Origin of the sequence: Streptomyces sp. NBC_01381, from assembly GCF_026340305.1 — a bacterium.
Taxonomy (GTDB): Bacteria; Actinomycetota; Actinomycetes; order Streptomycetales; family Streptomycetaceae; genus Streptomyces.
The window spans coordinates 746938-765108 of the sequence record NZ_JAPEPI010000001.1; the positions used below are offsets into that span (position 1 = coordinate 746938).

Below are 18171 nucleotides of genomic sequence, written 5' to 3' on the forward strand. Positions count from 1 at the left end.
TTCCTGGGAAAACCCAGGTCAGCGACAAGGGGCACTGTTGTTCCCCACAGCATGCACAAGATCCGCCACACGCTGTGGACAACAGTGAGCGGGACGCACCGGCTCAGACGAGGAACACACAGGCTCAGACGAGCTGTGCGGTCCTGACGACCACGGCGGCCAGGACCACGAGCAGCACCGCGGCACAGGTCCCCCACTGCACGAGCGCCCGCCGCTCACGGGGCGCGTGCACCATCCCGTAGGCGATCGCGACACCGGCGACCAGACCGCCGACGTGCGCCTCCCAGGCGATGCCGCTCCACGTGAAGGTGAACAGCATGTTCAGCGCGAGCAGCGCGATGACCGGGCGCATGTCGTAGTTGAGGCGCCGCATCAGGACGGCGGTCGCGCCGAGCAGACCGAAGATCGCCCCGGACGCGCCGAGCGAGGCCTGGCTCGCGCCCGCGACGACATAGGTCAGGGCGCCGCCGGCCAGGCCGGAGAGCATGTACAGGGCGAGATAGCGGGCTCGGCCGAGCGCCGCCTCCAGCGGACCCCCGAGCCACCACAGGCCCAGCATGTTGAACGCGATGTGCCAAGGCTCCTGGTGCGTGAACATCGAGGTGACCAGGCGGTACCACTGGCCCTCGGCGACGCCGTCCTCCGCCACGAAGGGGTAGGGAGGCCACTCACCGACCAGGACGAGCTCGTTCACCAGGCGGTCGCCGACGGCGAGGACCGCGATGAACACCGCCACGTTGAGGCCGAGCAGGATCTTGGTGATGAGGCGCGGGTCGGCGGCGATCGAGCCGCCCGCGATGGTGCGCGGCTGGTTGGCCGCGGGCGCGTGACCGGTGCCCGAGCCCTCGCGCACGCACTCGGGGCATTGGAAGCCGACCGAAGCGCTGATCATGCACTCCGGGCAGATGGGCCGCTCGCAGCGGGTGCAGCTGATGCCGGTCTCGCGGTCCGGGTGACGGTAGCAACCGGGCAGGTGCTGCGCGTCCCGCGGCCCCTGCGGGCTGCCTGGTGCCTGATCCATGGGGTCCCCTCAATCTCCGTACGAAGGCACTGCGCGCCCACGCGTGCGAACGCACCGCCCCGCCCTTCCTTACGGATGGGCGGGGCGGTTTGGTTCCCTCGCGGGTACGCCGAGGTCAGGCGCCGCGGGTCTCGATCACCACGGACTCGATGACCACGTCGTTGACCGGGCGGTCGGTGCGCGGGTTGGTCTGCACGGCCGCGATCTCGTCGACGACCTTCTGGCTCGCCGCGTCCGTGACCTCACCGAAGATCGTGTGCTTGCGGGTCAGCCAGGCGGTCGGCGAGACCGTCACGAAGAACTGCGAGCCGTTGGTGCCGGGACCGGCGTTGGCCATGGCAAGGAGGTACGGCTTGTCGAAGGCGAGGTCGGGGTGGAACTCGTCCGCGAACTCGTAGCCCGGGCCGCCCGTGCCGTTGCCCAGCGGGTCGCCGCCCTGGATCATGAAGCCGCTGATCACGCGGTGGAAGACCGTGCCGTCGTAGAGCCGGTCCGAGGACTTCTGACCGGTCTCGGGGTTGACCCACTCACGCTCGCCCTGGGCGAGTTCCACAAAGTTCTTGACCGTCTTCGGCGCGTGGTTGGGGTGCAGCAGCACCTCGATGTCGCCGTGGTTGGTCTTCAGGGTGGCGTAAAGCTGCTCAGCCACGGTCTGCCTTCCGTTGTCTTCTGTGACGCTCCGATCCTCGCACGGACGGATTGCGACGAGTAGCCGCCGACTGGGCGCGCACAGAAGCGATCCGTGGCATTGTCGGCCAAGAACGCTTCTTGTCCCGATTTGATCAAATTGATCAGATTGATCGAGTTGCTTGAGTTGCTCGCTTGACCCGGATGCCCGCCCTCTCATGCCTGAGGGTCACCCGGAAGGCATGATCCCTGAAAGGGTGGAAAGGTGACATACCTATACGCCACCGAGGAGGAGGATCCCGTGACCCGCATCGACAGCGTGCGCGCCGCGACCGGCTCGGCCAAGGACAGCGTCCGGCACGCCGCTGAGGCGGTGGCCCCCTACGCCGGCACGGCCAAGGACCAGGCCGCTCACTACGCCCACGATGTGCGCGTAAGGCTGGCGCCCAAGGTGTCGCAGGCCGCGCATCAGGCCGCCGAACAGGCCCGTGTGCAGTACGGCGCCCACGTCGCGCCCCGCGTGGAGCAGGCGCGTACACATGTGCCGCCGAAGGTCGACCACGCCGCGCATGAGGCCGCCGTCCGTACACGCAAGGCCGCCAAGCAGACACGGAAGGCGGCCCGGCAGGCCGCCGAGTACTCGAAGCCGCGGATCGAGCAGGCCGTGGCCGCGGCCCAGCCCGTCCGTGACGAGGCCGCGTCCCGCAGTGTGGCGGCGATCGCCGCGCTGCGTGGTGACGTCTCGGCCAAGGAGATCAAGCGTCTTGTCCGCAAGCACGAACGCCGGGCCCGCGTCGGGCGCCTCGCCAAGGGCGCCGTCGTGCTCGGCCTCCTCGCGGGTGGTGCGATCGCCGCCTGGAAGTGGTGGGACAAGCAGGCCAACCCGGACTGGCTCGTCGAGCCGCCCGCCGCGACGGAGGTCCCGGACAGCACCCCGCTGAGCTCGGTCGACGGCAGCGGCCAGCAGTCCCTCGACCCCGAGGTACAGGCCAAGCAGGCCGAGGCGGAAGCCGCGGAGCGCGACGAAAAGCACTGATCCGCGTCGCGGGACCGCCGTAAGAACGCCGTAGGGCGGGAACCCAAGCTGGGGTTCCCGCCCTACGGCGTTCGGCTCCCGCTCGGAGCGGGCGAACCGGACATCGAGCCTGACAGATCTTCGGTAAACGGGGAGGATCAGGCGTCATGAGCACCGCAGAGATATCTGAGCATCCGCCGATCTACGAGCGTCTGATCCGGGAGCGCGGCGACGTACTCACCGAGACCCGGGAGGTGGCTGAGCAGGCACAGCGCCAGGCGCGTCAGGCGCTGGACTGGAGCGGGGTGCGGGGAGGACGCCTGAAATGAATCTGCAAGTCGCGGGCCATTAGCTAAACACTTGCACGCACCATGTCAGCCTATCCAAGAAAGGCCGAAGAATTCCGTCGAGCCGACCGAATCCCAGCGCATAACGATGGCACGATGAATTGAATTCCCCACCTTCGAGACACCCGGGGGAATTCGGTTCAGCGAAAATCCTCTGAGAGGTGTAATCATGCCATTCGCGCTGGCGGTCCGGTTCGTCGGGAAGGACGAGGAATCCGCGGAGGCCATCGACGAACTCGTGGCGGATGCCCTGCCCGATATCCGGAACGAGCCCGGAACGCTCCTGTACACCAACCACTCGGTGGTCGAGCAGCCCGAGTCCCCGAGATCACGTTTCTGGACGTACAAGACAGCACCTCCGAGGAAATGCCCGGCGCGTAGCACCCCATTCCGGTGGGCGGAGTCGCGCGTCGGCTCCGCCCGGTCGCTGGTCTGCGGTCTGCGGTCGGTCCCGACCAGTCCGTGCTGCCCTGCGACAGATGGACGAAGCGGGACGAGGACGGGACGCCCGTGCTGTCGACCACGACGAGTATGTAGTCGCCCGCCGGTGCCACCGCAGAGGTCTCAGGCGTACGGAACTGGATGGTCCAGCGCTCGTACGCATCGGAATCCTGGGCCGTGGTGCGCAGCCACACGTACCGCTGGTCCATGTTGTTGCCGTGGGTGGTCGAGCCGAACCGGATGAGCGCCACCTTGGACTGGGCGTCGAGACCGGCGCCGCGGGCCTGAAGGGCGACCTCCGTGTCATAACCGAGCGTGGTCCAGGCGTCGTTGGCGCCGGCCACGGCGGTGATGGCGGGGCGGGGGCCGCGGTAGAGGTACGGCGGGTAGTAGCGCTCGGCGGTGGCGTGCTCGTCGAACAGGGACTCGTTGGTGTCGGGGTCATGGGCGAACCCGCCCGTGCTGCCCGCCTTGAGCACGGTCCCGTCGGGCTGCAGCAGCGCGATCGAGTGGTAGCGCCGGTCGGTGAGTGCGGAGTCGGCGAGCCGGAAGGTCTCGCTGACCGGGTCGAAGATCTCAGAGGCGAGGACCGGCACCTTGTTCATGTCGCCCCAGCCCTTCTCGGTCCCGCCGCTCACCAGGACCGTGCCGTCGGCCATGAGGGTCGAGTCGCACAGCACCCGCGGGTGCTTCATGCCGCGCTCGATCCGCCGCCAGCCCTTCTGGCGGCTCAGGGGCTGGAACGCGTCGACGTCCAGGATCTCCGCGGTGGCCGTGCTCTTCTGCTCGTAGGTGATGTCGCGATGCTTCGTCTGCCCCTCGTGCTGGCCCCCGACCACCAGGATCCGGTGCTTGCCCGCGCCGGGCTTGAGCGGGAGCAGGACGTTCGAGCCGTACGTGGGATAGCTGCGGGAGCCCTTCCCGCGCATGGTGTAGACGGTGGGCGCCAGTACCAGCGGGGCATCGCCCTTGGCCTTGTCGTACTGGTAGAGCCAGGCGCGGTTGGTTTCGACCAGGGCGACCAGCGGCAGCGACGTGGCGGTCTTGCCGGGGAGGACGAAGATGTTGGGGTAGGCGGCCAGCTTGTCCTTCGGGCTCGCGAGCAGCTCGGGGTCGATCAGCCGCCGCGCCTCGGACCGGGGGGTCAGACTGCCGTCGGCGGGGTTGTAGATCTGGTAGTCGTTGTTGATCTGGTTCCAGTAGCCCTTGGGCAGGTCGTTCTTGGCCGCCTCGTGCGCCGGGGCCGTGCGGCTTCCGCCGGCGATCAGCATCCGGCCGTCGGGCATCGTGGTGACGGCCGGGTACCAGCGGCGGACACCCATCACCGCGGGTCGGCTCCAGGCGTTCGCAGCGTTGGGGTCGTATACATGCACGCCCACGGCGTCGTCGAGGTCCAGGTGGGCCGGGTCGACGTGTCCACCGGCGACGAGAAGCTTGCCGTCCGGCAGATGGGCATGTCCGCCGCAGAAGACGTTCCTCGGTTTGACGCCCTCGCCGCCGGTCATGGGCCGCTCACGGGTCTTCAGGGTGGTGAGGTCGAGCGCACGGGCTTCGAGCGCGCCCATGTGGAACGTCGTCCACGACCACTTGCCCGGCCGGTCGGGGTCGGGCTTCAGGTTGCCGTCGTCGTCCCTGTCGCGCGCCGGGGACCACATGATGACCTCGGCCCCGTCGCCCCTGCGGACCAGCGCGGCGTGGACGGCGACGATCTCCAGGTCCAGCAACTGGTGATCGCGGTCCGCGCCGAACCACCGTCCCCCGGCCGGCTCGATCCAGACGTCCACCACCGCGGTGGCCCGGCGCGTCCGGATCTCCAGCCGGTCGGCGGGTACGCCGGGCGAGCCGAGCCGGTGCGGAGTCACCCAGAGGTCGCTCGCGCTGCCCGCGGCGACGCGCAGCGCGACACCGTCGTTCTCCGGCTTGTCGGGCGCGGCGCCGATCCGGGTGAGCCCGGTGGTACTAGTGACGCGGATCTCGGTCGGCTCGGCCGATGCGGAAGCCGATCGGAGACCAGGGACGCGCAAGGGCAGGCGTACGGGTAGGCCTCGGCCGTTCTCGTCGAGCTTCAGGTGAATCCAGCGCCGCCCCAGGAGCGCCTCAGGACCGGTGATGTCGAGAGGTTCGAGCGATGCGGTCGCCCCTGCGGCGGATGCCCGGGATGCGCCTCCGAGCAACAGCCCGGAGGCCGTCGCCGAGAGCGCTCCGGCCAGCAGCGTGCGCCGGGTTACCGGGCTGACGTGCGGAACTCCGTCGGGTGAATTGTCTTCGGGCAGCCGGGATGATTTTGCCATCGCGAACCTCGTACTCCGGGTCGGTTTCCCTCCGGTGATTTCGGCTGCACGCCAGCAGGGGTGATCGAATCCCCTTGCAATCGCAGAATCCGCATGTCAGGGAGATTTCCGCATATCCATATCGAGGGCCGGCGAGAAACATTTCGGCATTACTTCAGCGGAAATTCGAGTGCGCCGGAAAAAAGAATAAGCGAGTCTTCTACGGGTCCGCCATCGCCACACGGTCCGCACGAGTGCATCGAGCTTGCATTCGAGCGAATCGAACGAGTGGCGCATTGTGCGACCGATCGGGCGTCAAAGGATGGTGACGATCACCTCGATCGGACACCACCGGACGCAGGAGGCTGCATGACCACCCAGCTCGCGCGGATCGACTTCGAAAAGGAGACCGGGCTCGGACCCGACGACCGGACGGGAAAGCTCCGTCCCGAGGAAAAGAAGTTCATGGAGGAGCTGCAGGGAAACATCCTCAAGAGTTACGAACGGGACCACAGCCGCCAACTCTTCATCCGGTTCGACGAGGCGACCGAGGGCAGGCACTGGCTGAAGGCCATGAGCAATTGGGTGACCTCGGCCAAGGCCCAGTGGGACCAGTCCGCCCAGCGTCACGAGATCTTCGACACCGCACGGAAGGAGCCGGACCCCGAGGCGTATCTGGGCATCGAACTGGCCGCGAACGCCAGTCCCCCCTTCGTCGGTCTGATGCTGTCCGCCAAGGGCTACGAGACCCTCGGATACGCCGTCCCTCGGCCGACATGTCCTTCAAGGCCGGTACGCGAGACAAGGACATCCGCGGGAAGCTCAAGGATCCAGAGGTCTCGTACTGGGACGAGGCGTTCCATGAGCCCTTGCACGCGCTGGTCATCGTCGCGGACGACAGCCCCGCCGTCGTGTCGAGCAAGGCGGACGAGATCCGCGAAACCGTGGAGAGAGGCCTCGGCCGTTGCGGCAAGGTCGTTCACCAGGAGATCGGAAAGGTGCTCCGCCTGCGGCCCGACGGCCCGGTACGCGAGCACTTCGGCTTCGCCGACGGCATCAGCGAGCCGCTCTTCCTCACGAAGGACATCAAGGAGGCCCAGAAGCGCGACGGGACCACCAGGTGGAACCCGGCCGCTCCGCTCAGGCTCGTCCTGGCCAAGGACCCGGTGGTCCCGAAGGACGCCGAGCCGTACGCCGACGGGGCGACAGGCTTCGGTTCGTACGTCGTCTACCGCAAGCTGCAGCAGAACGTCCCCCACTTCAACGAGCAGCGCCTCTCGCTGACCCGGGAACTCGCCAAAACGGCATGCCGGTCGCCGAACCCGCGACCGCGCACGGAGTCGACGACCCCATCCCCAACGACTTCGACTACCTGCATGACAAGAAGGGCTCGAAGTGCCCGTTCCAGGCGCACACCCGCAAGACCAACCCCCGTGGCGACCTCGAGTGGCACAACGGAGTGGATCCGAAGATGGAGCGACTCCGCCGGATCGTGCGACGCGCCATCAGCTACGAGGAGTTGACCCCCACGAGCAGGAACGTGGGGCTGCTGTTCCTGTGCGCCCAGAGCAACATCGCCGAGCAGTTCGAGTTCATGCAGGAGAGGTGGTGCAACGACGTCGACTTTTTGGTCGGCAAGAAGGAGGGCGAACACAAGACGGGACAGGACCCTGTCGTCGGCCAGGGTCATGCCAAGACCAAACCCAACTGGCCCAAGAAGTACGGGGTGGCCGGCGCCACGTTCCAGGCGGGCATCGAGGAGTCGGTGAGCCTGCGCGGCGCCGGGTACTTCTTCGTGCCCAGCATTCCCTTCCTCCGGAACGCGGACGCGGGCAAGGGGGCGGTTGAGGGTTCTGTCGGTGTGCCGGCGGTGCGTCACTTGATGCCCAGCAGTGCTTCCTCGCGCACCAGGCTGGTCATGTCCTCCAGGTCGGGGGTCATATGCCGGTCGCCGGCCAACTCCGGGACCACCGCCCGGATCGTCTTGTGGATCCTGGCCGTGCCCGCACCGAGCTGCAGTCCGTCCATGTCGGGCCGGATGAGGTCGATGCCCTGGGCGCTCATCAGCAGCTGTACGGCCAGAACCGTCTCCATGCGGTCGAGATTGGCGTGCAGATTGCGGGCGGAGGCCATCGCCATGGTGTTGTGGTCCTCCTGACCGTCCTTCGCGGGCCGGGAGAGTACGCCGGAGGGGGCGGCCCGGGTCTGCATCTCGGGGATCAGCGCCGCCGCCACGGTCTGCACCTGGACCATGCCGGAGTTGAGGCCCACCGGCGGTGAGGCGAGATCGGCGGGCAGGCCATAGCTCCACTTCGGGGACAGCAGCCTCCCCGACAGCTCGTGGGAGAGCATGCCCAGGTCGGTGATCTGCGCGTTGAGTGTGTCCAGCGCGTGCCCGATCTGGGCGCCGTCCCAGTTTCCCCCCATCACGAACTCGTGGCCCTTGCCCCCGCGGCGGGGAAAGAGCAACGGGTTCGAGGTGGAGGCGTTGGCCTCGCGCTCGATGATCCGGCGCGCCTCGTCCAGCGTCTGCCGCAGCGTGCCGGCGATGTGCGGCGCGGCACGCACGGACACCGCGTCCTGTACGCGCGGGAGCTTCTCGTGCAGGCGGGCCCGGCCCTCGTCCGTCATCCAGCCGCTGTCCTTGACCAGCTCCCGCAGCCGCCCCGCGACGGCCTCCTCGTCCGGAATCCGCCGCTCGGCGTGCGTACGGGCGTCGAGCGAACCGGCCTCGGCCCGGGTGGCCTCCAGGAACAGCGCGAACGCGTACTCGAACTGGGTGGCCAGTGACGTGCTCCGGGCCACAGCATGGACATGACGGGCCGTCAGCAGCCCGCTGCCACTGATGATCGGCAGTGCCTCGCCCGCCTTCGGCGGGAAGGAGACCGGCAGCTTCGCCTCCGCCAGAATCCTGCGCGCCGGACCGGTTCGGCCCCGGTAGCGGGCCTGTCCCTTCTCGCCGGTCAGGACGAGCCCGGCCGCGGCCATCGGCTGGAGATCTCCGGTGCCCAGCGATCCGACCTGCGGCAGCACCGGCGCCACCCCGGCATTGACCAGCGCGAGCATCCGCTCGACCAGCTTCGGCCGCACCCCCATGTGTCCGCGCGCCATGGCGTTGGCCCGCAGGACGAGGGCCAGCAGGGCCTCCCCGTCCAGTACGTCCTCCCCGACACCGGCCGCGTGTGAGAGGAGGATCCGCCGCTGGAGCTCCCGCTGCTGGTCGTCGTCGAGCGGCTTGTCCTTGAGCGGACCGAGCCCTTGGTTCCAGCCGTAGACACGCTGCCCGCCGTCGAGCGCGGTCAGCGCACCTCCCCGGGCCTGACGCATGGCCCGGGCTGCCCGGGGAGCGAGCGACAACTCGACCGGGTTGCCACGAACGATGTGCAGCATGTCCGGCAGCGTCAGCCGTGCGCCGTCCAGGGCGAGCTTCAGCGGGGCGACCGGAGCGTCGGCGACGGAGGCGGGCGCGGTGGCTGCGATCGCGGGAGCGGGCGCAGCCCCGAGAAGGGTCACCACGATGGCTGGGGAGAGGAGCAGCGCAAGCAATGCTCTCGACGCCCTGCGAGCTGTCACGGCCCGGCAAGGGCGCGCGAAGCGAAGACGGTACACGGCTGAGGTTCCTTACCGGCTCGGGGATCGGTGGGGCACTCGCCGCACACGACCAGACCCCGATAGGAACGTCATACGATCAACCCGTCGGCCCTTCCTGTCCGGCACACCGGCGCCCATCAGGTCTTTCACCCAGGTACCGCACAACCGTCCACGGGCCGGGCCGGCTCGGTCCCGCCGCCGGACCAGGTCAGGCGGAGCCGGCCGCGCAGAAACAGAGGGCCGGGGACAAAAAAAGACCCCCCTGCCTGCGTTTCCGCAGGTCAGAGGGGTTTCATCGCGTGGAGCCTAGGAGATTCGAACTCCTGACATCTGCCTTGCAAAGGCAGCGCTCTACCAACTGAGCTAAGGCCCCGAGAACGATGCGTCAGCCGGAAGGAACTCGCTCCGGTGAGCAACGCAGACCAGAGTACCGGGTCTCCCCCCGGATCTCGCAAAAGGATTGGGGGTCCCGGTGAACGACCACGCTCCGTAAGATGCTCGGCGTGGTTCGCGGCAGCGAACCACGGTTTTTTGGGGAAGCGATGGGGAGACGCAATGGACGCCGCACAACAAGAGACAACCGCGAGAGCACGGGAGCTCCAGCGGAACTGGTACGGAGAGCCGCTGGGGGCGCTCTTCCGCCGTCTCATCGATGATCTGGGCCTCAACCAGGCACGCCTCGCCGGCGTCCTCGGTCTGTCGGCGCCCATGCTGTCCCAGCTGATGAGCGGCCAGCGCGCCAAGATCGGCAACCCCGCGGTCGTCCAGCGCGTCCAGCTCCTCCAGGAGCTCGCGGGCCAGGTCGCCGACGGCAGCGTCAGCGCCGCGGAGGCGACCGACCGCATGGACGAGATCAAGAAGTCCCAGGGCGGCTCCGTACTGACCAACACCTCCCAGTCGACGACGAGTTCGGGCGCTCCCACGGTCAAGCGCGTGGTGCGCGAGATCCAGTCGCTGCTGCGTTCGGTGGCGGCGGCCGGCGACATCATCGATGCCGCGGACGCCCTCGCCCCGACCCACCCGGAACTGGCAGAGTTCCTCCGGGTGTACGGCGCCGGACGCACCGCGGACGCGGTCGCCCACTACGAGGCGCACCAGAGCTGAGCCGTCGGCCGGGCCACCGGGCGGCCCGGAGGGGGAGCGATGCGCGACCATGGGTGAGGTCTTCGCCGGCCGGTACGAACTGGTCGACCCGATCGGACGTGGGGGAGCCGGCGCGGTCTGGCGCGCCTGGGACCACCGGCGGCGCAGATATGTGGCCGCCAAAGTCCTGCAACAGAGCGACGCGCACACGCTGTTGCGCTTCGTGCGGGAACAGGCGCTCCGGATCGACCACCCCCATGTGCTCGCGCCCGCCAGCTGGGCCGCCGACGACGACAAGGTCCTGTTCACCATGGCCTTGGTCGCCGGCGGCTCGCTGGCCCATCTGGTCGGGGACTACGGCCCGCTGCCGCCCCACCTGACCTGCACGCTGCTCGACCAGCTGCTCGCAGGCCTTGCCGCCGTGCACGCCGAGGGGGTCGTGCACCGTGACATCAAGCCCGCCAACATCCTGCTCGAGGCCACCGGAATCGGGCGTCCGCATCTGCGGCTCTCCGACTTCGGCATCTCGATGCGCCTGGGCGAGCCACGGCTGACCGAGACCAACTATGTGGTGGGCACGCCCGGTTACTTCGCGCCCGAGCAGATGATGGGTGCCGAGCCGGACTTCACCGCCGATCTTTTCGCCGTCGGCCTGGTGGCGCTGTATCTCCTCGAGGGGGCCAGGCCGGACTCCAAGGCGCTGATCGAGCACTTTGCCGCGCACGGCACGCCAGGGGCCCCACAGGGCGTCCCTGAGCCGCTGTGGCAGGTCGTCGCCATGCTGCTGCAGCCGGATCCGCAGGCGCGGTTCCGCACGGCCACCGGTGCGCGCAAGGCGTTGGCCTCGGCCATCGAGCTGCTTCCCGAGCCGGGGCCCGACGACGAGCTGGTGGAGGTCTTCGACCAACTGGGCCCGCTCCCCCTGGGGTTCGGCCCGGACGGCCCGCTCACGCAGGCCCGCGGCGCCGGGCCACAACCGGGCCTCGCTCCGACCCCCGTACCGCCCCCGCACCCTCCTTCGCCGGATACGGGCAGCTCCTCGGCGACCGGAAGCTTCCACCTGCCCCCACCGCCCGATGCCCCGACGCCACCGCCGTCGGCCCCCACGCCGCCGCCTTTCGAGCCGACGCCACCACCTTTCGACCCCACACCGCCGCCGTTCGACCCCACACCACCGCCGCCGGCAGCGGCACCGGCTCCGGCGGCGCAGCACGTGCCTCTGGGGCAGCAGCCACACCCCCCGCAAGACCTGCCCCAGTACGCGGCACAGCCCCCGCATCAACTCACGCACGATCCCTCCCCCCACCAGGCTGCCGCGGCTCAAGACCCCTCACGGGCCATGGCGTCCGCCGTGCACGGGACTTACACCCCTACTCATCCATACACCGCTCACGTCCCGCAGGTTCCGCTCCAGAGCCGACCAGTTCCGCAGCGGCGGCCGGGACCGCCCGCGAAGGTGGCGATCCCGATGCTGCTCGCCGCGCTGGCGTGCTTCGCGGTGGGCATCTGGGCCCTGACCCAGATCTGATGTACGCCGGGCTCGGCGCCACGCTCAGGCCCCGCCCCCTCCAGCCCCCTCAGCGCTCTCACGGCCCCAACTACCAAGCCGGTGGCGGCCCGTACTGCGAAGGCGTCCCAGCCGACGCCCCCGCCCCCGCGGATGAAGCAGCGGCCCGCCGCCGAGCGACCAGCGTCCACCCGCCGAGCACGGCGAGCAGCACGGCACCGCCGCCGAATCCCCCGGCGACGACCAGCTTCATTCCGTCGCCGCCCCCCGCCGCGTCCCCGGCCTCGTCCCCGGCGGCCGTCCTGCCGCTCGCCGCGGCCTCCTCGTCCTGGCCGGAGACGCTGAACTCGTCCGCGGGCCGCGCCGATCCGGCGTACGCGGGCCCCGCCTTGGCCGCACCCTCGACGCTCACCCGCAGCGTCAGATCCAGCGGATCCTTGCCGAACTGCCCGGCGACCCGCGGGTTGAGATGGACCGAGAGGTAGTACCAGCCGGCGAACCGCATCCCGGCCACGTCGTCGATGGGCGAGTAGCGGTTCTCGTACGCGACGGGGGCCAGCGCGTCCAGCGCGGTGGACTTCTGCTTGCCGTCGTACGCCGTGTCCACGTCGTCGACCTTGGCGCGTACGGGATTGGACAGCGACATGACGAGCGCCGACGTCACGTACTCGTCCCCGCCCCCGCTCGAACTGCCCAGCTCGGCACTGGCGGAGACCTGCTGCCCCCAGTCCACAGGCACCCGGTAGAAGAGCGTCTGCCCCGGCTTGATCCGGTCGCCCCAGACCCCCGTCCGCAGCGCCCGGGCGTCGTTGAAGCTCGTGCCGCCTGCCCGCCGTTCACGCTCACCGCCCGGCGGCACGGGCGAGGCGGAGTTCCAGGACTCGGGCGGCGTCGTGGGAGCACCCTTGGCCAGCCCCGGCTCGGAGACGACGCTCAGCTCCGTGCCCCAGCTCTCCGCCGACGATCCGGGATCGCTGTTCCGCTCGACCACTACGTAGTACGTGCCCGCCGGCTTGCACCGGTTCTCATCGGGGCCGATCGTCCGCACCGCCCAGGCGGTGACGGGCCGTGGGCTCTGCGACGTACCGAAACGCGCGTCTCCGGAGTCGCAGTCGTTGCCGTCCGCGTCCTGCAGGGACACCTCGATGCCGTCCCCGTAGGCGACCTTGGATCCGGGCCCAGGAACAGCGGTGGCCGAGACGTACACGCTTTGTGTGGCGTCGAGTTCGAGCCGGTAGTAGAGCTTGCCCCCGCGCGTGATGGCGCTCTTGTACGTCGATCCGGGCGTCAGTTCCGCACTGCCCGTACTGCTCCTCGACCCGTCGACCGCCACGGCCTCATCGGCGTAGGCGTACGGCCCTGGCGCCCCCGCCGCCGCGGCCTGTCCCGGCAGTGCCGCCACCGCGCACAGCGCCGCTCCCGCGGCCAGCGTCGCCCGGCCTCTGCCCAGCCGCCCCATTGGATGCCACCCCTCCCCGGAGACCCAGTCGTCCCGGCGACTCATGCCCGCGCGCAGCCCCGACAATCTTTGCTGACGCAAGGAGCAAGCTTGCATACGCAAATGAATGCCCGTAAATCCCCGCGGGCCCCGCCCTCACAAGAATTCAGACAGCACAAGGCCCCGGCCACATCAGCGACCGGGGCCTTGCGAAGAGACTGTTGTCGATACTCACGAACCCGTGGGCACGGAGTCAGTCGCCTCCGTCCACAGATCCTGCTCGGCGCGATCCGCCTGGATCTGGCGGTACACGAGGAGCCCGCCGATGGCGGCCAGTGCGACCAGGAGAAGCTTCTTCACCGCGCGACCTCGTCTTTCTTGACGTAAGGGACCTCTGAAGCCCGACTATACACACCGATCGATACCGATCGGTGACCTGGATCCGCCCCAACTGCCGCACCGAACACAGCAGTAGAAGTGGACCCCGCCGCTCCGGCCGCCCCTCCGCCCCGCTGTGACATTCACCGCTCCCGGCCCCATTTCAGGCCCCTCCCGGGCCCCTTCCGGGGCCTTTTCGGCCATCCGGGTGGTGTTCATCAGAACATCGACGCGCCACGAGCGTCGGTCCACCACTCTCGACCCCACATACACATCATGAGGAAAGTACGCAAATCGCCCAACCCGAAAGTGAGACGCCGTGACCGGCACCAAGGCCATGAAGCTGTGGACCACCCTCATCACCGCCTTCCTCGCGCTCTTCGCCGCGCTGGGATTCACCACGACGGCCACGGCGGCCACGACGCCGGCACAGCAGGCCACGGAATCCTGCGAGACCGCCACGCCCCTCCCCGCACCGCTGGCGGCCTACTGGCAACTCCAGTACGAACGGTCCTTGCCGCCCACGATGAAACAGCGCATCCGCGCCGAGGCACACGGAGCATCCCCCAGCTGCAGGCACCTGCCCACGAACGACACCGAGACGGACCGCGAGACCGACGCCCAACCACGCGACCTGGCCGCGGAGCCGTAACCCCCACGGCAGCCACAGACCCTCAGCACCACAGCCCCTCAGCCTCACCACAGCACCAAAGACCCCCGGCTGGTTTCAGCCGGGGGTCTTCGCGTCCGCGTCGGGCACCGGCACCCCGAAGCCCGCGAGAACCCCGACCTCCGAACCTCGACAGCTCCTACGGGACCACGGGGACGCGTGGGCACGCGTAGGGACGCGTAGGAACAGAAGAGCCACCGGACGCCAAAGACCCCCAGCCAATACCGGCTGGGGGTCTTCGTGTCTGTGGGGCTAACAGGATTTGAACCTGTGGCCTCATCCTTATCAGGGATGCGCTCTAACCAACTGAGCTATAGCCCCGCCGCGCTGCGGTGTGTCCCGCGCGCTGACCTCTGAAGATTAGCGCACCTCCGGGCCAGTCCCAAAATCGATAGCTCCGGGGCCCCGGAACGGCGGATCCGAGAGGCTACTCGTCCTCGGCGAGCGTCAGCTCGACGCCGCCCACGAAGCCCGCGGAGAGGTTGTAGATGAACGCGCCGAGCGTCGCGAGGGCCGTGGCCAGGACGACGTCGATGACCGCGATGATCGTCGTGAACATCAGCACGCGCGGCAGGGAGAGGAAGGACTGCAGGTCGAAGCCGTTGGACTCGTTCGAGCCCGTCGCCTCGGAGATCGTGCCGCCCACCGTCGAGAAGACGCCCATGGCGTCCATGACCATCCACAGCACGGCGGCCGCGACGATCGTGCAGATGCCGAGCGCGATGGAGAGCAGGAAGCTGACCTTCATCACCGACCACGGGTCGGCCTTGGCCACCCGCAGCCGCGCCTTGCGCGTACGCGGCGTCGTGCGCGCCCCTGTGCGCGGCCTGCGCACCGAACCCGTCTGAGACCCCTGCTGGTACGCCTGCGGCGGGTGATACGGCTGGGAGGCCTGCTGCTGGGGCTGACGCTCCCCGGGCAGCGCACCCGCCGCTCCCTGCGCCCCGGCCGCGTACGCACCGTCGTACTGCGCGGACTGAGCGGGCTGCGGCCCTCGGGTGTCCGTCACCGTTCCCCCCTGGGATCCATGAGACTCGTCGGAGTCGTGAGAATCAGTGGCGGAGCCACGGACACCGTCTGTACCGGCTGAGCCGGTTCCACTTGCTCCGGCGCCCGTGGCTCCACTCACGATGACTCTCTCCTTGCGCTACTCGGCCGTGGACTCCGTGCCCTCGTCCGTACCGACGGTCGGCTCGCCGTCGGCCGATTCGTCGACGATGTCGCCGTCGACTTCCTCCGCCTCGCGCCCGGCCTCGGCATTACGAGCGATACCGACCACGGCATCGCGCTTGCCCAGGTTGATCAGTTGGACGCCCATGGTGTCACGGCCCGTCTCCCTGACCTCGTTGACTCGCGTACGAATCACACCGCCGCCCAGGGTGATGGCGAGGATCTCGTCGGTCTCCTCCGTCACCAGCGCGCCCACGAGTTCGCCGCGGTCCTCCACGATCTTGGCGGCCTTGATGCCGAGGCCACCGCGACCCTGGACGCGGTACTCGTCGACGTTGGTGCGCTTCGCGTACCCACCGTCGGTTGCGGTGAACACGAACGTACCGGGCCTGACGACATTCATCGAGAGGAGCTGGTCGCCGTCGCGGAAACTCATTCCCTTGACGCCCGAGGTCGCACGGCCCATGGGACGCAGCGCATCGTCCGTTGCGGTGAACCTGATCGATTGAGCCTTCTTGCTGATCAGCAAGAGATCGTCCTCGGCCGACACGAGCTCGGCCCCGATCAGTTCGTCGTCCGAACCGTCGTCCGTCTCACGGAGGTTGATGGCGATGACACCACCGGAGCGAGGCGAGTCGTAGTCCTTGAGCGACGTCTTCTTTACGAGGCCGCCCTTTGTGGCGAGGACCAGGTAAGGCGCCGCCTCGTAGTCACGGATCGCCAGGATCTCGGCGATCTGCTCGTCCGGCTGGAAGGCGAGCAGGTTCGCGACGTGCTGGCCGCGGGCGTCGCGTCCGGCGTCCGGCAGTTCGTACGCCTTCGCCCGGTACACCCGGCCCTTGTTGGTGAAGAACAACAGCCAGTGGTGCGTCGTCGACACGAAGAAGTGGTCGACGATGTCGTCTTCCTTGAGCTTCGTGCCGCGGACGCCCTTGCCGCCGCGCTTCTGCGAGCGGTAGTCGTCCGTCTTGGTGCGCTTGACGTAGCCGCCGCGCGTGATCGTGACGACGATGTCCTCTTCGGCGATCAGGTCCTCCATGGACATGTCGCCGTCGAAGGGCACGAGCGCCGAGCGACGGTCCTCGCCGAACTTGTCGACGATCGCCGCGAGCTCGTCGCTGATGATCTGGCGCTGCTTCTCGGGCGAGGCCAGGATCGCGTTGTACTCGTTGATCTTCGCCTGGAGTTCGTCGTGCTCGGCGACGATCTTCTGGCGCTCCAGGGCGGCGAGCCGGCGCAGCTGCATCTCGAGGATGGCGTTGGCCTGGATCTCGTCGATCGAGAGCAGGCCCATCAGGCCCTCACGCGCGATGTCGACGGTCTGGCTGCCGCGGATGAGCGCGATGACCTCGTCGATCGCGTCCAGGGCCTTGAGCAGGCCGCGCAGGATGTGCGCCCGCTCCTCGGCCTTGCGCAGCCGGAACTTCGTACGCCGGACGATGACCTCGACCTGGTGCGTGACCCAGTGCCGGATGAACGCGTCCAGCGAGAGGGTGCGCGGCACGCCGTCGACCAGGGCCAGCATGTTGGCGCTGAAGTTCGACTGCAGGTCGGTGTGCTTGTAGAGGTTGTTGAGGACGACCTTGGCGACCGCGTCCCGCTTCAGGACGATGACCAAGCGCTGGCCGGTGCGCGAGGACGACTCGTCGCGGACGTCGGCGATGCCGCCGACCTTGCCGTCCTTCACCAGGTCGGCGATCTTCTGCGCGAGGTTGTCGGGGTTGGTCTGGTACGGGAGTTCGGTGACCACCAGGCACTGGCGGTTCTGGATCTCCTCGACCGCGACGACCGCGCGCATCGTGATGGAGCCACGGCCCGTGCGGTACGCCTCCTCGATGCCCTTGCGGCCCACTACTAGTGCGCCGGTCGGGAAATCGGGGCCCTTGATGCGCTCGATAAGAGCGTCGAGCAGCTCCTCGTGCGAGGCCTCGGGGTGCTCAAGCGCCCACTGCGCGCCCGCCGCGACCTCGCGGAGGTTGTGCGGCGGGATGTTGGTCGCCATGCCGACCGCGATGCCCGCCGAGCCGTTGATCAGCAGGTTCGGGAAGCGCGCCGGGAGGACCGTCGGCTCCTGGTTGCGGCCGTCGTAGTTGTCCGTGAAGTCGACGGTGTCCTCGTCGATGTCACGGACCATCTCCATGGCCAGCGGCGCCATCTTGCACTCGGTGTAGCGCATGGCGGCCGCCGGGTCGTTGCCCGGAGAGCCGAAGTTGCCGTTGGAGTCCACCAGCGGCATCCGCATCGACCACGGCTGGGCGAGGCGCACCAGGGCGTCGTAGATGGAGGAGTCGCCGTGCGGGTGGTACGTACCCATGACGTCGCCGACGACGCGGGCGCACTTGTAGAAGCCCTTCTCGGGGCGGTAGCCGCCGTCGTACATCGCGTACAGGACGCGGCGGTGGACGGGCTTCAGACCGTCGCGTACGTCCGGCAGCGCGCGGGACACGATGACGGACATCGCGTAGTCGAGATACGAGCGCTGCATCTCCGTCTCGAGCCCGACGGGCTCGACACGCATGCCCACGCCAGGAACGATCGGTTCCTCTTCGATGATCACTTCGGGCTTCGGGGTGTTCTCGTCGGCCATTGCTGGTCAAAGTCCTTTCGAGGTGC

General features: G+C 68.7%; 14 protein-coding genes and 2 tRNA genes. 6 read left to right on the plus strand and 10 right to left on the minus strand.

The window, feature by feature from the left end:
- Positions 1–124: 124 nt before the first annotated feature.
- Positions 125–1021 (minus strand): rhomboid family intramembrane serine protease, encoded by an 897-nt coding sequence (locus tag OG453_RS03605; RefSeq protein ID WP_266864428.1) that lies wholly within the window; start codon positions 1019–1021, stop codon positions 125–127.
- 115 nt (positions 1022–1136) lie between these two features.
- Positions 1137–1670, minus strand: coding sequence for a peptidylprolyl isomerase (locus tag OG453_RS03610; RefSeq protein ID WP_266864430.1), 534 nt, complete (start codon positions 1668–1670; stop codon positions 1137–1139).
- A 279-nt stretch (positions 1671–1949) separates the two neighbouring features.
- Between OG453_RS03610 and OG453_RS03615 the strand changes: the two genes are divergently transcribed.
- The gene (locus OG453_RS03615) at positions 1950–2684 is read left to right on the plus strand and encodes a DUF5324 family protein (RefSeq protein WP_266864432.1); all 735 of its coding nucleotides are present in this window, start codon (positions 1950–1952) and stop codon (positions 2682–2684) included.
- 146 nt (positions 2685–2830) lie between these two features.
- On the plus strand, positions 2831–2992 hold the full coding sequence (locus tag OG453_RS03620) for a hypothetical protein (protein ID WP_266864434.1): 162 nt from the start codon (positions 2831–2833) through the stop codon (positions 2990–2992).
- A gap of 185 nt (positions 2993–3177) precedes the next feature.
- Here the strand turns inward: OG453_RS03620 and OG453_RS03625 are convergent, their stop codons facing one another.
- Positions 3178–5742: a glyoxal oxidase gene (locus tag OG453_RS03625; protein WP_266864436.1), complete on the minus strand. Its 2565-nt coding sequence runs from the start codon at positions 5740–5742 to the stop codon at positions 3178–3180.
- A gap of 755 nt (positions 5743–6497) precedes the next feature.
- Here OG453_RS03625 and OG453_RS03630 point away from each other — a divergent pair.
- The gene (locus OG453_RS03630; protein ID WP_266864438.1) at positions 6498–7244 is read left to right on the plus strand and encodes a hypothetical protein; all 747 of its coding nucleotides are present in this window, start codon (positions 6498–6500) and stop codon (positions 7242–7244) included.
- Between the two features lie 352 nt (positions 7245–7596).
- Here the strand turns inward: OG453_RS03630 and hutH are convergent, their stop codons facing one another.
- A complete protein-coding gene (hutH, locus tag OG453_RS03635) occupies positions 7597–9237 on the minus strand; it encodes a histidine ammonia-lyase (RefSeq protein WP_266864440.1) in 1641 nt (546 codons plus the stop codon).
- Between the two features lie 375 nt (positions 9238–9612).
- Positions 9613–9685: transfer RNA gene (locus tag OG453_RS03640), tRNA-Ala, on the minus strand.
- Between the two features lie 182 nt (positions 9686–9867).
- Between OG453_RS03640 and OG453_RS03645 the strand changes: the two genes are divergently transcribed.
- Positions 9868–10416, plus strand: a complete 549-nt coding sequence (locus OG453_RS03645; protein WP_266864442.1) for a DNA-binding protein — start codon at positions 9868–9870, stop codon at positions 10414–10416.
- Between the two features lie 49 nt (positions 10417–10465).
- Positions 10466–11923 carry a serine/threonine-protein kinase gene (locus tag OG453_RS03650; RefSeq protein WP_266864444.1) on the plus strand — a complete coding sequence of 486 codons (1458 nt, stop codon included), beginning with the start codon at positions 10466–10468 and terminating at the stop codon, positions 11921–11923.
- 70 nt (positions 11924–11993) lie between these two features.
- Here OG453_RS03650 and OG453_RS03655 read toward each other — a convergent pair whose 3' ends face one another.
- Together OG453_RS03655 and OG453_RS03660 are read right to left on the minus strand one after the other, a co-directional pair.
- Positions 11994–13442 (minus strand): hypothetical protein, encoded by a 1449-nt coding sequence (locus OG453_RS03655; RefSeq protein WP_266864445.1) that lies wholly within the window; start codon positions 13440–13442, stop codon positions 11994–11996.
- A 129-nt stretch (positions 13443–13571) separates the two neighbouring features.
- Complete coding sequence (locus OG453_RS03660; RefSeq protein ID WP_003999697.1) at positions 13572–13700, minus strand: DLW-39 family protein; 129 nt, start codon at positions 13698–13700, stop codon at positions 13572–13574.
- A gap of 337 nt (positions 13701–14037) precedes the next feature.
- On the opposite strand from OG453_RS03660, the gene OG453_RS03665 reads away from it, so the two are divergent.
- Positions 14038–14370, plus strand: coding sequence for a DUF6344 domain-containing protein (locus tag OG453_RS03665; RefSeq protein WP_266864446.1), 333 nt, complete (start codon positions 14038–14040; stop codon positions 14368–14370).
- Positions 14371–14635: 265 nt separating this feature from the next.
- On the opposite strand, the gene OG453_RS03670 is transcribed toward OG453_RS03665, so the two are convergent.
- From OG453_RS03670 to gyrA, 3 genes are all read right to left on the minus strand, one after another.
- Positions 14636–14709 (minus strand) — tRNA-Ile (locus OG453_RS03670).
- 106 nt (positions 14710–14815) lie between these two features.
- A complete protein-coding gene (locus tag OG453_RS03675; protein ID WP_266864448.1) occupies positions 14816–15517 on the minus strand; it encodes a DUF3566 domain-containing protein in 702 nt (233 codons plus the stop codon).
- An 18-nt stretch (positions 15518–15535) separates the two neighbouring features.
- Complete coding sequence (gene gyrA / locus OG453_RS03680) at positions 15536–18145, minus strand: DNA gyrase subunit A (RefSeq protein ID WP_266864450.1); 2610 nt, start codon at positions 18143–18145, stop codon at positions 15536–15538.
- Positions 18146–18171 lie beyond the last annotated feature (26 nt).

Excerpts from the sequence above, each read along its gene's own strand:
- OG453_RS03605 (WP_266864428.1), bottom strand. The coding sequence starts at position 1,021 with ATGGATCAGGCACCAGGCAGCCCGCAGGGGCCGCGGGACGCGCAGCAC.
- OG453_RS03625 (WP_266864436.1), bottom strand. The coding sequence starts at position 5,742 with ATGGCAAAATCATCCCGGCTGCCCGAAGACAATTCACCCGACGGAGTT.
- OG453_RS03620 (WP_266864434.1), top strand. The coding sequence starts at position 2,831 with ATGAGCACCGCAGAGATATCTGAGCATCCGCCGATCTACGAGCGTCTG.
- gyrA (WP_266864450.1), bottom strand. The coding sequence starts at position 18,145 with ATGGCCGACGAGAACACCCCGAAGCCCGAAGTGATCATCGAAGAGGAA.
- OG453_RS03645 (WP_266864442.1), top strand. The coding sequence starts at position 9,868 with ATGGACGCCGCACAACAAGAGACAACCGCGAGAGCACGGGAGCTCCAG.
- OG453_RS03650 (WP_266864444.1), top strand. The coding sequence starts at position 10,466 with ATGGGTGAGGTCTTCGCCGGCCGGTACGAACTGGTCGACCCGATCGGA.
- OG453_RS03630 (WP_266864438.1), top strand. The coding sequence starts at position 6,498 with ATGTCCTTCAAGGCCGGTACGCGAGACAAGGACATCCGCGGGAAGCTC.